The organism is Phycisphaerae bacterium (assembly GCA_041652575.1).
Taxonomy (GTDB): Bacteria; Planctomycetota; Phycisphaerae; order Sedimentisphaerales; family UBA12454; genus UBA12454.
On record JBAZHC010000005.1, the window covers coordinates 63559 to 78397 of the forward strand.

Below are 14839 nucleotides of genomic sequence, written 5' to 3' on the forward strand. Positions count from 1 at the left end.
ACCTATTTAGGCTATTATTAGGCATTTTTAAAACCGGCCGGAACTATTTTGACTGTTTTAGTGTCTTGTTATCATAACATAAATAGGTGCTGGGGCGAGTTATTTCGCTTAAAGTGCGGATTAAATTGAAGTTGTGTTAATTTTTAATGGCATTATAGAGAAAAAACATAAAAAATTACAAGAAAACAAGAGGTATAATATCCCAAATAAGTAAATTTTTTCGTTTTTTTCGTTTTTTCTTGATAATTATGAATAATGTGATATAATACCTTAGTTATTTTAGCGATACTGTGTACCGTGAGAAGAAGAAATAAGTTTTAAGGAGGAAGTTCTATGAAGAAAAATTTATTTGCAGCGTTCCTCATCTTGGCAGCAAGCAACTTTGCATTTGCCGGTTTTGTAGAAGATACATTTCTATGTACATTCCCGGATGACCCCGATGAGCTTATCCATACCTGGACTTTTGACTACGGAACTTATGATTTAAATCTTGCCGAGCATCTTACTGTATTGGGCAATGACCAGGTAGTTATGAGCGGTGAAACAGATGAAGACCCGATATATCGCACAATCAAGTGTGTTACCAATGGGAGCGGTGTTGCGTGGACGTCTTACGAATTGACTCTTTCGGCGACAGGCCCAACTTTTACCGGTACCCCTTCAGCTGATTTATTCAGCAGCGCTGTTATAAGCGACGGCGGGTTGAAAATTACTTTTTCGGGCGGCGTAGTAAATCCAGACGATGAAGTACTGCTTAACTTCAGGATTCTTGTTCCCACGACAGGCGCTTTCAGCGTTTGCCTGACACAGACTCCAATACCAGAGCCTGCCACAATGGCACTGCTCGGTCTCGGCGCATTAGCCCTGATAAGAAAAAAATAAAGGAAGAAGATTTAAAAAATCGGTGAAACGGAAAGGGTCCAGCAAAAGCTGAACCCTTTTTTGTTGCGCTGATTTTCTCATCAATTAAATAGCATCGAGCGAATCTCTGATTTTCTCGTAGAACTCGGCGTATTTGTCTTTATCTTTAGTCTTGCGAAAACTGATAGCCGATTCCGGATGCCTGTTAAGTATGCCGGTAACCATAAACGGAATTAAATATCCCCATTCAAGCTCGGTGCGCATCGGAACCATATAATCCTCTATGATTTTCAAAATCGGCGTCAGGGTGAACTTTGGATTTTTCAAAAATCCCATAATAAGTTCGAGGGCACAATTGCCTGCGCCTCTGCCGATACCGTACAGCGATGCGTCAACATAATTGGCGTTGTGAATAATCGCTTCAATCGTATTTGCAAACGCAAGCTGCTGATTGTTATGACAATGAATGCCGATTTCCTTGCCGGCCGGCAGGTGCTGACGGTAGAGCTTAACCATATATTCGATTTGCTCGCAGTAGAAATATCCGAAGCTGTCAACGACATAGACGACCTGCACAGGAGTTTCAGCGAGCTGGTCAATCGCCTCAATAAGGTCTTTTTCGATTTCCGCAGAGACGGCCATTATATTTACCGTGGTTTCATAACCCAAATCGTGGGCGATTTTTAGCATGGCAATAGCCTTGTCGATGTCCTTGACATAAGTCGCTACACGAATCATATCGACAGGACTCTGGTCAACAGGCTTGAACTGCTGCTCCTTGACGCGGTGAGCATCGACCATAATGGAAATTTTCGTATTTGATTCGATGCCCTCGATGATTCTGCTGATTTTATCATCGTCGCAGTACTTCCATGGGCCGTAACTGGCCTCTGGCGAAAGCGTCCTGCTGGAACGATAACCCATCTCCATATAGTCGATTCCCGCTTCCGAAAGCGCCTTATATGTTGCGCGGACAAATTCATCTGTGAAATAATGATTATTAATCAAACCGCCATCCCTGATGGTACAGTCGAGAACCTTAATCTTTTCTCTGAACATTTTTTTACCTTTCTAAAATTAGTACTGAACCCCCAACATAAAGTTGGGGGCTTTCGGATTATTTATATTCGTTTCAATAAAATATTAATCGTTTCCTCAACGATTTTACGTTCTACCTGATGAGCGTATTGGCCGTTTCTGCAAAGTACTGTTCCTGTTTTCTCGAGGAGTACGAAGCGAGGCCATTTCTGTACGGCTTTTTTATCTTTGCTGATTATATTAAGAATTTTCCGTTTGGTAATATTTTTCGGTATTTTTAAATTTATGTTCAGTCTTTCAAATAGCTGGATGAGAGTTTCAAGTCTGTCCCCGCCGCCGAGGCCGAGCATCTGCTCGATAATATTTGCGGCGATAATTCCAATCGCGACAGCCTGACCGTGCAGAACTTTATAATTGCTCGCAGATTCGACGGCGTGGCCGATTGTATGGCCGTAATTCAAAATCCTTCTTCTGTTTTTTTCGTAAGGGTCCTGCTCGACGACATCGGCTTTTATGCGGCAGTTTTTGACGGCGATATATTCAAGGGGTTTATGTTTTCTCGCAATAATAGCGCTGAGATTTTTTTGCAGATAAGCGAAATAATCTTTATCGGCTATGAGAGCGTGTTTGATGGATTCCACGAGGCCGGTATTAAATTGCTTTTTGTCGAGAGTTTTTAATGTGCCGACATCGATGAAAACGGCAACGGGATTTTTAAATACGCCGAAGGCGTTTTTGCTGACGGATGAATCGACGCCTGTCTTTCCGCCGATGGAGGAATCGGCCTGCGCAACTGTGGTTGTGGGTATCTGAATTACGGGCACACCGCGCTTATAGATGGCCGCGACAAAGCCGGCGATGTCGCCGACTGTTCCGCCGCCAAGTGCGATTACGGCACAATCCCTGCCGAGCGATTTTTTTTCCATCGTTTCAATGATTTTCGTAACGGTGTTTATATGTTTCGATTTTTCGCCGGCGGGAGAAATTATAAATCGCGGCAGATTTTGTTTGCCGAGCAAAGTTTTAAGATGTTTTGTTTTCGCGATGTTAGCATCTGTAATCAAAAACAGTTCTTTGCCGGGCAAACGTTTTTTAATTTTCGAAAGGACAGTTGACAGGAATTCATTGCCGACAGCTATCGTGTAGCTGGTTTTAGGACAAGACGGGATTTTAACTTCAATTTTCCGCATATTTGTTTTGTCGAAACTAAAGACCGATTTCTACCGAGATATTATAATTTTCGATTTTTTTTCTGCCGTTAAGTTCTTTCAGTTCAATCAGAAAAGCGATGCCTTCAACTTTTCCGCCGATTTTTTCGATGAGTTTACAGGCGGCGGCCATAGTTCCACCGGTCGCGAGCAAGTCGTCGACCATCAGAATATTCGAGCCTTTTTTTACCGCATCGATGTGAACCTCAAGCGTATCTGTGCCGTATTCGAGGTCGTAAGTAACAGATTCTGTTTTATAAGGGAGTTTTCCTTTTTTGCGGATAGGCACAAAGCCGGCTCCGAGACTGGCGGCAACGGCTGCGCCGAAAATAAAACCTCTGGCCTCAACGGCAGCGACATAATCTATTTTTTTGTTTCTGTATTTGTCCGAGATGGCTTTGACGGCTTCGGCAAAAGCGTCCTTGTCCGCTAAAAGCGTGGTGATATCGAAAAAGAGGATGCCCTTTTTGGGCCAATCGGGGATAGACCTAATATGTTTTTCAAGATTCACTTTTCGCCTCAAGAAATACCGTTTAATCGCCAGTCATTATTTCGTTGAGGGCATTAAGAGCTTCCTGCTGAATTTGCCTTACCCTCTCACGAGTAAGGTTAAGTTTAGCACCTATCTGCTTTAAAGTCAACGGTTCTCTGCCTTCTATGCCGAAGCGAAGTTTGAGCACCTCAGCCTGTCTGGTGTCCAGTTTATCGAGCATTTTGACAATCTTTTTGAGTTCTTCGGAATTCGCAAGGTCGTCTTCCGGCAGATGATTCGAAACTTTCGGCATTGATTCGTGGAAAGCCTGATTCGTCTGGTCGGATTCGGCATCCAGTGAGGTATTAACGGAATCGGCAATTTCCTTTATGGCAATTATTTTTTTGACTGGCAGTTTCATTTCTTCAGCTATTTGCGAGACTGTCGGCGCATCAGCGAGTTTTGTGTGTAAGTCCGTGACAGCGTGTTTATACTGACTAACCAGTTCAACCATATATGTGGGCACAGATATCGGGCCGCAGTCGAGCAGAAGCGCACGTTTGATGGTTTGCTTAATCCACCACGCCGCGTAAGTGCTGAACCGTACGCCAATAGAGGGGTCAAATGTATCGACCGCGCGAATGAGTCCGAGGTTGCCTTCCTCTATAAGGTCGCCAAGGGACATTCTGCCCGTGGCAAATCTTTTTGCGATACTGACCACCAGGCGCAGATTGCTCCTGACCAGATGGTCCCGCGCTTCAGGGTCGTCATCTTCAATTACTCTTTCCGCCAGTTCACATTCCTGTTCCCAGGTAAGCAGCGGCGATTCATCAATTTCAGACAGATAATCTTTTATTGTCGTATCAAAAACAGTCATTTGCTAACTCCTTTTATGGGACCTTGGCTGTAGTTATCTTTACTAAAGCTAATATCGTCTAAAAGCCAGTGCCTGTTAACCCCCACACCAATTTACATTGTGGCGACAAAGCCTAACAAAACACCAAAAACCACCTTTGCTGGTCTGTAAATATCCAACCATAGTAGAAATTGGTGTGGGTATTAATGAACAAAAAAGGCCGTCCTGATAAATCTGGACGGCCTTTTGAAGCTTTTATATATCTGTTTTTTTACTCTGTTTTTTCAGCTTCGTCTTTGGGCTCTTCTGCCGGCTCGTCTGCCTGTGGTTCTTCGAACTGAGGAATCATAAGCCCGTCACCTTCAAGGCCGCCTCTTCTTGTCTGCCCTGACGGCTGCGATTGAGTTGGAGTTTGAGTTTTCTCAACCGATTGCTTCTGGTCCTCTTCGGCCCATTTAACTCTCCGCATTGAAAGCCCGATTTTCCTTGAGTCGCTGTCAACTCTGAGGATTTTCACTTCGACTTCCTGCTGCGGTTTTAATACATCCTGCGGATTGTCAATCTTGTGGTCGGCTATTTCCGATATATGCAGGAGTCCTTCGAGGTCGGACTCGAGTTCCACAAAGACGCCGAAATTGGTTATCTTTGTTACAACACCCTTTACAATCTGGCCCGGCAGATATTTTTCCGGGATTGCGTGGAGCCACGGGTCCTCTGTAAGCTGTTTTACGCCGAGAGATATTCTTTGTTTTTCCTCATCGACTTCCATAACAACGCACTTGACCTGCTCGTCTTTCTGCAGTGCTTCGCCCGGATGATTATATTTTTTCGTCCAGCTTATATCGGAGATGTGAATCAGTCCGTCGATGCCCGGCTCGATTTCAACAAAAGCGCCATAGTTCGTCAGGCTTGTGACCTTGACAGTAACAATAGTGCCCGGCGGATATTTCTGCGAGGCAACGGCCCATGGATTATTTTCGAGCTGTTTAACGCCGAGAGAAATTTCCTGTTTGTCCTTGTTGATTTCGAGAATAACGACCTCAATCTGGTCGCTGAGCTTGTAAAGGTCGCCTGGATGATTGATTTTTTTCGTCCAGCTCATTTCGCTGATGTGCACAAGGCCTTCAACGCCTTCTTCGAGCCTGACAAAAATGCCGTAGTTCATTACATTAACAACGGTGCCTTTTACTCTTGCGCCGATCGGATAACGTGTGTCTATGTTTTCCCACGGACTTGCCGATTTCTGTTTAAGGCCCAAAGAGACTTTCTCGTTTTCCTTGTCAACGCCGATAACCACACATTCGATTTCCTGGTCAAGGTTGACGACTTCCGACGGATGCGATACCCTGCCCCAGCTTAAATCCGAGATATGCAAAAGGCCGTCGATTCCGCCGAGGTCGACAAATACTCCGAAATCGGCGATATTCTTGACGATACCTTTTCTGCGCTGACCAACTTCGATTTCCGCAAGCAGTTTTTCCTTGCCGGCAGAACGCTGCTGTTCGATAACTCTTCGTCTCGATATGACGATGTTTTTGCTTTCTGTATCAATTTTAAGAACTTCGCAGGTAACTTCCTGACCGATGAATCTGCTTATATCACCCGGCTTTCTGATATCGACCTGTGAAGCAGGCAGGAAGACCGGTACGCCGATATCCACCAACAGGCCGCCCTTGATTCGACGTATGACTCTGCCTGTTACGATGTCGCCTTCCTTCTTTGTCGTGATGATTTTTTCCCAGCCTTTGATTCGGTCTGCTTTTCTCTTGCTCAGAATAATTAGCCCGCCTGAATCAACCTCTTCGAGAAGGACTTCAATTTCTCTGCCGCTCTGTATTTCGTCGGGGTCATCGAATTCGGAAACATCGACAACGCCTTCGCTTTTGAGACCGATTTCGAGAATTACATCGTTGCCAATCTGCTGAAGAATTCTGCCCTTAAGAATTGTGCCGGGCGTTAATGCGTCAACTTTCTTTTGCAGCGCTTCCGCGAGAAGAGCGTTCTCATCTGCGCTGAATAGTTCGTTAACCTTGCTGTCGAGCTCCTCGGGGGTAAAACCTAATTTTCTAACAATATTTCTATCAACCATAAAACCTTCCTTCTGTTCGTGGAGTACATTAATCGGCCGATGCGTCCTCCACATACATTTTAAACGCAACTGCCATACAATTTATTGACATAAAAACGCATTGACCTTACGTAGCCAATGCGTATCTAATCCCTGAATTGCAATGCCTTTATTCTTATTTTTTCTTCTTTCGGCTGCCGCACATCCGCAGATTCTCGACAAAATCATCGATAATCCATTGCGGCGTGGAAGCTCCTGCCGTAATACCGGCAACATTATTACCGGAAAGGATACTTTTATCAAGTTCTTTCCAGTTTTGCAAATGAAAGGTTTTTTTATTGTATTTTTTGCAGACCTGGGCCAGTTTTCTTGTGTTGGCGCTATGTAAACCCCCGAGAATAAACATTATATCGACTTTTTTGCACAATCCGACGGCACAACTCTGCCTTTTAATAGCTTCCTTACATAAGGTGTTAATCACTTTCAGCTCTGAAAAATTGGTTTGGGCTATTTCGGCAATCATTTCCGCAAAATGCTCGGGGCTTTGCGTGGTTTGGCATATTATCCCTAACTTCTTGAATTTGCTAAGTTTAGCAACATCTTTTTTGCCGCCTACAACCGCAATATCAGGTGCGTAGCCAAGCACTGCCTGTACTTCAGGATGGCCTTTGTCTCCAATCATCGCCACTTTGTAGCCCTGACTATGAAGAAGTTTCGCAATTTTTTGCACTCTTTTCACGAGCACACAGGTAGCGTCAACGATTTTGAAGCCTTTTTGCCTGATTTTCCTTATTTGTTCGGCGGTTGCGCCATGCGAACGAATGATTACCGTGCCTGATTTTACTTTCCCGATTTTCTCGACACTTTTCAGCCCCGCCGCGGAGAGTTTTTTGACCACATCCTTATTATGAATGATTTCGCCCAGACTATATACGTTTTTCTCTCCGGCAAGAGTCTTTTCGGCCATCGTTATGGCGTTTCTTACTCCTGGACAAAAACCGCAGCTTTGCGCAACTATAACTTTCATCTATCCACTTTCTCAATAGCCGCTAAGGCACAAAGGCACCAAAAAACTAAATTATAGTATTACTATTAACTCTGCCACAAACTTTTTAAAAAAAATTTCGTGTCTTAGTGTCTTTGTGGCTATTTAATAGTTAAAAGGTTTTCTGCCGACTTTGAGCCTGAGTTCCGTCTGCATATCCCTGAGGATTTTAGTGATGTATTTTGCGAATTCCCTGTCGCCCAGTTCGGCGACTTTCCGGGCCGGAATCGGCGGGCCGTAAGTTACGTATACTTTTCCAGATGAGAATATTTTTTTATGCTTCGGCCAACACTCATACGCGCCATCGATGACAGAAGGTACGATTGGGACATTGGCTTTTCGCGCAAGCAGTCCGAAGCCGGGTTTTATCTCGGCGATTTTGCCGTCCCGCGTTCGTGTGCCTTCGGGATACAGAACAAGGCCGTAGCCATCTTTGAGTTTTTCCACAAACATCCTCATCGCAGTAAGGTCGGCCTGACCCCTTTTTATCGGTATGGCATTAAACGAGCGAACAAGTGTGCCGAAGACGGGTTTTGTAAAAAGAGTACTTCTGGCGGCAAAGCAGCACTGACGCCTTAAAGGATTTGCGTTAATCATCGGGTCAAGAAAACTTTGATGATTGGACAATAACAGGAATCCGCCTTTTTCCGGTATGTACGAGATGTTATAAGCCTTCGGCTCAAAATATATCTTACAAAATACCCGACAGGCGGCCCGCCATAAGCTGTACCAGATATAATTAATATCTCTTTTAATCATTTCAGGTCGTCCTGATAGTCGAAAGGTTCCCTGCCGATTTTTAATCTCAGCTCTTTCTGCATATCCCTGAGAACATTGGTGAGGTACTTTGCAAATTCCCTGTCGCCGATAGAAATTATTTCATCCGGCTGTATAGGCCTGCCATACTGGACAAAGACTCTTCCCGGCGAAAACATTATATTGTGTTTCGGCCAGCATTCGAAGGCGCCGTCAATAATAACAGGGATTATCGGCACAGACGCCCGTCTGGCAAGCAGGCCGAAGCCCGGTTTAATTTTTGCGATTTTGCCGTCGTTCGTTCTGGTTCCTTCGGGATAAAGAACAAGACCATATCCGGCCTTGAGTTTTTCTATGCATTCCTTTAACGCGGCAAGGTCGGCATGACCCCTTCTAATGGAAATGCTGGTGTATGTAAGAAGCATCCAACCGGATATCGGTACTTTGAAAAGGCTGTCCCTTATGGCGAAGGCACATACCCTGTTTATCGGCGTAACCACAAGCATAGGGTCGATGAAGCTTTGATGATTGCTGAGCAGAAGAAACCCGCCGCGTTTCGGAACGTTTTCGATACCGTAGAAACGTATTCTGAAAAACATAACACAAAAGAATCTGACCGGCCAGCCGCAGATGAAATACCAGATATATTTAAGAAATCTTTTAATCATTTTTCTTTATCCGTTCGAGAATTTTATCGACAACCTGCTGAAGCGTCAGGCTGGTCGTATCAACAGTAATCGCGTCCGCAGCGGGGGTCAGCGGCGAAACTTTTCTTGTAGAGTCCTGCCTGTCCCGCTTTTCAATTTCTTCCTGCAGACTGTTTAAATCGACTTTATAGCCGTTTTCAGTTAATTCCTTCGCCCGCCTTTTTGCGCGCTGGCCGGCATCGGCGGTAAGAAAGAATTTAAAGTCGGCATCTGGAAAAACAACAGTTCCCTGGTCCCTGCCTTCGGCTACGATTTTTTCGTGTTCGGCGGCAAAGGCTCTCTGCTTTTTTACAAGTCTGCTCCGCAAAGACTGTACAGAAGCGATAAAATGCACATTGGCAGTTACCTGCGGGTCGCGGATTTTTTCAGTAACATCGCTGTTGTTTATTTTTGCGGCCATTTTGCCGTCTTTAATTTCAAATTTGAAATCGGTACTATCGATAATTTCCTCGAGCCGGGCTATATTCCCGAGGTCGCAGCGGTTCTGCATCGCGGCAAGTGTGGCAGTACGGTATATCGCGCCTGTGTCGAGAAACGCCGCGCCAATCCTTGCGGCAAGAAGCTTTGCCGTCGAGCTTTTCCCGCTGCCGGCAGGACCGTCAATGGTTATTATAAGTTCAGCCATTTTTGTCCGAGACTCTGATTGCTACAATGCTCGTATCGTCCGTCTGGCTGGCAAGGCCGATAAATCTTCTGCGCAAGGTAAAAATATTGTTTACGATTTCACGGGCCGTGCCTGTCGCGCACTGCTTGAATGTTTTATACAGATTGTCTATGCCCCACATTTTTCCATCGAAATTAACGGCGTCAATCAGTCCATCGGTATAAAACAGCATTCTGTCATCGTGCTTGAGTTCGATTTTCTCGATTTCATATTCAGTTTCTTTTGTAACGCCGAGAACAAGGCCGCCTTTTTTCAGTTCGCGGATTTTACCGCTTCGCCAGAGCAGTCCGGGTTCGTGGCCGCAGTTGCAGTATGTCATACTCATCTCTTTTATATTGATAATCGCATAAAAGAGCGTAATAAATTCTCCGTCTCTGCACTCATCGCAGGCGGTGCTGTTAAGTTTGCGGACGATTTCAGCCATAGTATGCCTTTTATGCCCGCCGTCAGCGTAAGCTCTTATCATACCCCTGAATGAACTCATCATAAGCGCAGCGGGGATACCTTTGCCGATAACATCGGCTATGGCTATGGCAAGATTGTCTCCATCGAGCTTGATAAAATCGTACAGGTCTCCGCCGACACCGAAACACGGTTTGTAAGCAGCGGCGATATCGAGTCCGTGCATTTTAGGCGCAGCTTCGGGTATCATTCTTCTCTGAATAATTCCGGCCAGCCTAACCTGCTGAGCGACCTGTTCGCCCTGAATCGCCCTTGCGTAATATTTTGCGTTTATAATAGCGACGGCACATTGAGAGGCCACCGACCTTACCAGCGCAATGTCGTCTTCGGTGAATCCGCCCGGCCGGGGCCGGTATAATCTCAGTACTCCGACCGGCTTGTTTTTGAACTGCATCGTAACGGTAAGCTGGCTGACAATGCCTTCCTTGGCCGAGGCCTGGGGATATCTTATCCGCGGGTCGGCCCGCATATCGTCGATAATTACCGCTTCGCCGGCAAATGCCGCTTTTATAACAGGGTCCTCTTTCGTAACGGGGCCTTTGTTCCTGTATTCCTCGCTGAGGCCGAAAGTGCTTCGCATTTTCAGCTCTCCGGTTTCATCGTCGAGCAGTCTTATCGAGCAGGCCGAGGCTCCGGTTATTTCGACGGCAGCGCGCGAAAGCTTATCCAGCACATCGCCAAGCGCAAAACCGCCTGCGACCAGTGTCGTAAGCTGGTAAATCTGTTCTTCTCTTTTTGTCGGTTTTTTAATAATTTTCATATTATTTCACAAATCACGCCCTGGGCGGATAACTCCAAATAATTAAAAGTGGTGGTATTATAACCACTTTCAAATAATTTTAAATAGATTACAGACATATTATTTTTGACTGCCTTGCCCCACAGGCTGACAATATTATGTTGCGTGTCCGCTTTTGGCGGATAAAATTGCCAAAAGAGACGGTTCGTATTATACTTACAGTCAGGAAAAAAGCAATGTCCGATGTCGCCAAACATATATTTTTCAGCGGCCAGGTCCAGGGCGTAGGTTTTCGCTTCACGGCCAACAGCATAGCCAGACGCTATGAACTGACGGGTTTTGTGCGCAATACCGCTGACGGCAAGGTCGAGATATTTCTGCAGGGAGCGGAAGAAGATATCGACGACTGTATCGAGGATTTACAACAAACCTTTACGGTAAGGGATGTTCATATAGAACAGATTGAGCCGAATCCTTCTTATGAGGATTTCAGGATAACATTTTAACAACAGCCATGAAATCGGGTCCTAAAAAAAATCTTCTGCAAAGTTATAGAATGCTGCTGTCGCATCGATGGCACAGGCTGATTGTCATATTCATTATCTACCTGATAAAGGCAAGTCCGGCGTGGGCACTGCCTATAGTTACCGCCATAATGATAGACCTTGCCGCCGGAAGCGATCCTAAAAAAACGGAAAAACTTCTTTATTACTTTATTTCTATGGTCGTTTTAACTCTTCAGAATATTCCCACCCATGTCATATATTCGAGAATGCTAAGCGATGTAATGCGCGGCATAAGTCTTTATTTGCGAAAAGAACTTTGCCGGCAGCTCCAGCGTCTGAGCCTTTTGTATCACCACAAATCGAGCATAGGCAAACTCCAGTCGAAAATTATCAGGGATATCGAGATTGTCGAACAAACGCCGCGTATTTTCGCCGAACAATTATTCGGTTTCGTATGCCAGGTTACGATAGCCATTACGGCAATAGCCCTCCGCAAGCCGACGGCGCTGTGGTTCTTTCTTATTACAGTGCCGATAGCAGTAATAATTCGAAAAATGTTTTCGGAAAAAGTCAGAAAAAGCGCCAAAAGCTATCGTTACGCCATCGAGACGATGAGTTCGTCCATGAACGATATGCTTAATATGATACCGATTACCCGCGCTCACGGGCTTGAGGAATACGAAGTAAAGGAAGTTGACGCGAAAATTTCGGCTGTTTTCAGAAGGGGCAAACATTTCGATACGCTAACGGCAGTTTTTGGTTCGTCCTCGTGGGTGGCGATGTCCATACTTCATATAACATTTATCGCCGGCTCATCGTACGCGGCTATTAAGGGATATATAAGCATCGGCGATGTTGTGCTTTTCAATTCGATGTTCCTTGCGCTGACCGGGCAGATGCTTATGATAATAGGAACGCTGCCGCAGTTAAGCCAGGCGTCGGAATCCATAAACTCGATTTATGAAGTGCTCGACTCGCCCGACCTTGAAGAAAACAGCGGCAAAAAACCGTTCGAAAAAATCGCCGGAAATTTTCAATTCGCAAATGTCAGTTATCAGTATCCCGATACAAAAAGACACGCCCTGAAGGATTTTACACTCATGGTCGAGCCGGGGCAGTCCGTGGCGTTTGTCGGCCAAAGCGGTTCGGGCAAATCGACGGTTCTTTCACTCGTACTCGGTTTCATACGGCCCAACAGCGGGCAACTGCTTATCGACGGGAAAGATATTATGGAGATGGACCTGAGAACATACCGCAAATTCGTTGGAGTCGTAACACAGGAAACGATTTTCTTTTCCGCGAGCATATACGAAAACGTCGCCTACGGGGACAAGGACATCACGCCGGAAGAAACAATCGAAGCGCTCAAAACCGCCGACGCTTATGAATTCGTTGAGGAACTTCCTAACGGCATTTATACGAATATCGGAGCCGACGGGCTGAAACTTTCAGGCGGACAAATGCAGCGGCTGGCAATCGCGCGGGCGATTGTTCGGGACCCGAGAGTTATTATCCTTGACGAGGCGACAAGCTCGCTCGACGCCGAATCGGAAGAAAAAGTCAAGCTTGCCATTGACCGGACAATGAAGGGCAGGACTACGTTTATCGTGGCACACAGGGTTTCTACAATCAAAAATGTCGATCGCATCGTCATTCTTGAAAAAGGGAAAATTATCGAGCAGGGCAGCCCGGCAGAGCTTATGACAAAAAATAATTTTTATTCAAACGCTGTCAGACAGGTTCAAATCGCCGAATAACAAATCACTGAAATGAAATATTCCCCCGTCTCTGCTGCTTGACAATACTCTTTAATTTTTTCTGTTTGAGTCTTTTTTCAACGGCTGTTTTTGTGGGTTTTGTCGGTCTTCTTGCTTTTGGTCTTTTCAGCGAATTTTCAATAAGTTCTGTCAGTCTCTCGACGGCAGAATCGCGGTTAGCCTTTTGGCTACGTGACTCCTGGCTGTGGGCAATCAGCTTATTATCTTTTGTCAGCCTGCCGGCAAGCTTTCTCATGGATATTATTTTTTGCTGGTCTGTTAGAAAGCTGCAATTTGCAATGTCGATTTCGGCGCTGATTTTGGTATTGAGTTTATTTACATTCTGCCCGCCGGGGCCTGAACTCCGGCTTGCCTTGAATGTAATCTCATTTTGAGGTATTTGGATATTGGTATTTGCCATCTATTTCGTTTCAAAAATAGCCCCCAAGACACAAAGGCACGAAGAAAAAAATAATTAATATATAAAACTTTGTGTCTTAGTGCCTTTGTGGTTATAAAAATGCGCCCGGCAGGACTCGAACCTGCAACCTTCGGATTCGAAGTCCGTGACTCTATCCAATTGAGCTACGGGCGCAAACATATCCGATTACAAATGGGCGATACAGGATTCGAACCTGTGACCTCACGGGTGTGATCCGTGCGCTCTAACCAGCTGAGCTAATCGCCCTTTCACAGCGGAGACTATTAAACTCTGTTTATAAGCCAATTGTCAAGTTTTTTGAGATAAGTATCGTTTTTAGCAAAATTTATGTTGAAATAATAAAAAGATTTGCAAATAATTATAACAAGTTATATAATTGAAGAACAAATTTGTCTATAATGTTTCTAAAGGAGCAAAAATGTCTTTAGGCCAGATAATCAGAAAAAGACGGCACGAACTCAATATAACCCTCGACGAAGTCAGCGCGAAAACAGGCTTTTCAAAACCTTATCTTTCAACCATTGAAACAGGCAAGGTAAAAAATCCGCCCGGCGATAAGCTGCTCCGCGGACTCGAAGAAGCTTTACAGTTCGCTCCCGGTACACTTCGGCACACGGCCAATCTTGACAGGATGCCCGCCGATGTGCGTCAGCAGTTCGAGGCTTATGAATCAGAAAACCAGCGGTGGCGAAAATTAGTGCGGAACCTTGTTGACAAAAAAGTTAAAGGCACCGAAATCAACGACATGCTGGCCAAGAATGATTTACAAATCGACGACAAAATTTCAAAAACAGAACCCGGCAGATTGATACCGATTATAAATCGTGTCGCCGCCGGCTACCCTGTCGATTTCGACGACCTTCAGTACCCTGCCGGCTTTGCAGATGATTATGTGCGATGCCCGGACATCGACGACCCGCAGGCCTTCGGAGTAAGAGTTATCGGCGACTCAATGGAGCCGAGATTTTTACAGGGAGATATCGTAATATTTTCGCCGGCAGTTGAAGTAAGAAGCGGCGACGATTGTTTCGTAAGACTGGCAACACCACACGAAACGACATTCAAGCGTGTCTTTTTTGAAGCTGATAATATAGTAAGGCTCCAGCCGCGAAATGAAAAATATTCGCCGATGGTTGTTGAAGGCTCCCGAATCAACGGCCTTTACCGTGCCGTCATTAAATACGAAAGACTTTAGAAACTGTAAAAGGATATTTTTGATGTTATTAAAAAACCCCGATTTGCGTTATGCAAAGCGGGG

The 14839-nt window shown here is 45.2% G+C and carries 15 protein-coding genes and 2 tRNA genes; 4 read left to right on the top strand and 13 right to left on the bottom strand.

Annotated features, from left to right (window positions below; genetic code table 11):
• Window positions 1-333: 333 nt before the first annotated feature.
• Window positions 334-882 carry a PEP-CTERM sorting domain-containing protein gene (locus tag WC496_05170; protein MFA5292410.1) on the top strand — a complete coding sequence of 183 codons (549 nt, stop codon included), beginning with the start codon at window positions 334-336 and terminating at the stop codon, window positions 880-882.
• Window positions 883-966: 84 nt separating this feature from the next.
• Here the strand turns inward: WC496_05170 and WC496_05175 are convergent, their stop codons facing one another.
• The 10 genes from WC496_05175 to WC496_05220 all read right to left on the bottom strand — a co-directional run bounded on the left by WC496_05175 (window position 967) and on the right by WC496_05220 (window position 10897).
• Window positions 967-1920: an aldolase catalytic domain-containing protein gene (locus WC496_05175; protein ID MFA5292411.1), complete on the bottom strand. Its 954-nt coding sequence runs from the start codon at window positions 1918-1920 to the stop codon at window positions 967-969.
• Between the two features lie 62 nt (window positions 1921-1982).
• Entirely contained in the window at window positions 1983-3089 is a 1107-nt protein-coding gene (aroB, locus tag WC496_05180; protein MFA5292412.1) for a 3-dehydroquinate synthase, read from the bottom strand.
• Between the two features lie 16 nt (window positions 3090-3105).
• Window positions 3106-3618 (bottom strand): adenine phosphoribosyltransferase, encoded by a 513-nt coding sequence (locus WC496_05185; GenBank protein ID MFA5292413.1) that lies wholly within the window; start codon window positions 3616-3618, stop codon window positions 3106-3108.
• A 22-nt stretch (window positions 3619-3640) separates the two neighbouring features.
• Window positions 3641-4456 (bottom strand): sigma-70 family RNA polymerase sigma factor, encoded by an 816-nt coding sequence (locus WC496_05190; GenBank protein MFA5292414.1) that lies wholly within the window; start codon window positions 4454-4456, stop codon window positions 3641-3643.
• Window positions 4457-4706: 250 nt separating this feature from the next.
• Window positions 4707-6524, bottom strand: coding sequence for a 30S ribosomal protein S1 (locus WC496_05195; protein MFA5292415.1), 1818 nt, complete (start codon window positions 6522-6524; stop codon window positions 4707-4709).
• Between the two features lie 154 nt (window positions 6525-6678).
• A complete protein-coding gene (gene ispH, locus WC496_05200) occupies window positions 6679-7530 on the bottom strand; it encodes a 4-hydroxy-3-methylbut-2-enyl diphosphate reductase (protein MFA5292416.1) in 852 nt (283 codons plus the stop codon).
• A gap of 123 nt (window positions 7531-7653) precedes the next feature.
• Entirely contained in the window at window positions 7654-8307 is a 654-nt protein-coding gene (locus WC496_05205) for a lysophospholipid acyltransferase family protein (protein MFA5292417.1), read from the bottom strand.
• Window positions 8304-8972, bottom strand: coding sequence for a lysophospholipid acyltransferase family protein (locus tag WC496_05210; protein ID MFA5292418.1), 669 nt, complete (start codon window positions 8970-8972; stop codon window positions 8304-8306). The genes WC496_05205 and WC496_05210 overlap by 4 nt, the downstream gene beginning before the upstream one ends.
• Window positions 8965-9636, bottom strand: a complete 672-nt coding sequence (gene cmk, locus WC496_05215) for a (d)CMP kinase (protein ID MFA5292419.1) — start codon at window positions 9634-9636, stop codon at window positions 8965-8967. Before cmk ends, WC496_05210 begins: the two co-directional genes overlap by 8 nt.
• Window positions 9629-10897: a GAF domain-containing SpoIIE family protein phosphatase gene (locus tag WC496_05220; protein ID MFA5292420.1), complete on the bottom strand. Its 1269-nt coding sequence runs from the start codon at window positions 10895-10897 to the stop codon at window positions 9629-9631. Before WC496_05220 ends, cmk begins: the two co-directional genes overlap by 8 nt.
• A 167-nt stretch (window positions 10898-11064) precedes the next feature.
• Between WC496_05220 and WC496_05225 the strand changes: the two genes are divergently transcribed.
• Entirely contained in the window at window positions 11065-11382 is a 318-nt protein-coding gene (locus WC496_05225; protein ID MFA5292421.1) for an acylphosphatase, read from the top strand.
• Window positions 11383-11390: 8 nt separating this feature from the next.
• On the top strand, window positions 11391-13139 hold the full coding sequence (locus WC496_05230; protein MFA5292422.1) for an ABC transporter ATP-binding protein: 1749 nt from the start codon (window positions 11391-11393) through the stop codon (window positions 13137-13139).
• Between the two features lie 4 nt (window positions 13140-13143).
• Here WC496_05230 and arfB read toward each other — a convergent pair whose 3' ends face one another.
• The 3 genes from arfB to WC496_05245 form a co-directional block, all read right to left on the bottom strand.
• Window positions 13144-13560, bottom strand: a complete 417-nt coding sequence (arfB, locus tag WC496_05235) for an alternative ribosome rescue aminoacyl-tRNA hydrolase ArfB (protein MFA5292423.1) — start codon at window positions 13558-13560, stop codon at window positions 13144-13146.
• Window positions 13561-13660: 100 nt separating this feature from the next.
• A tRNA-Arg gene (locus tag WC496_05240) sits at window positions 13661-13734 on the bottom strand.
• A 19-nt stretch (window positions 13735-13753) separates the two neighbouring features.
• Window positions 13754-13827, bottom strand: a tRNA-Val gene (locus tag WC496_05245).
• A 172-nt stretch (window positions 13828-13999) separates the two neighbouring features.
• Between WC496_05245 and WC496_05250 the strand changes: the two genes are divergently transcribed.
• Complete coding sequence (locus WC496_05250; GenBank protein MFA5292424.1) at window positions 14000-14776, top strand: S24 family peptidase; 777 nt, start codon at window positions 14000-14002, stop codon at window positions 14774-14776.
• Window positions 14777-14839: the final 63 nt, after the last annotated feature.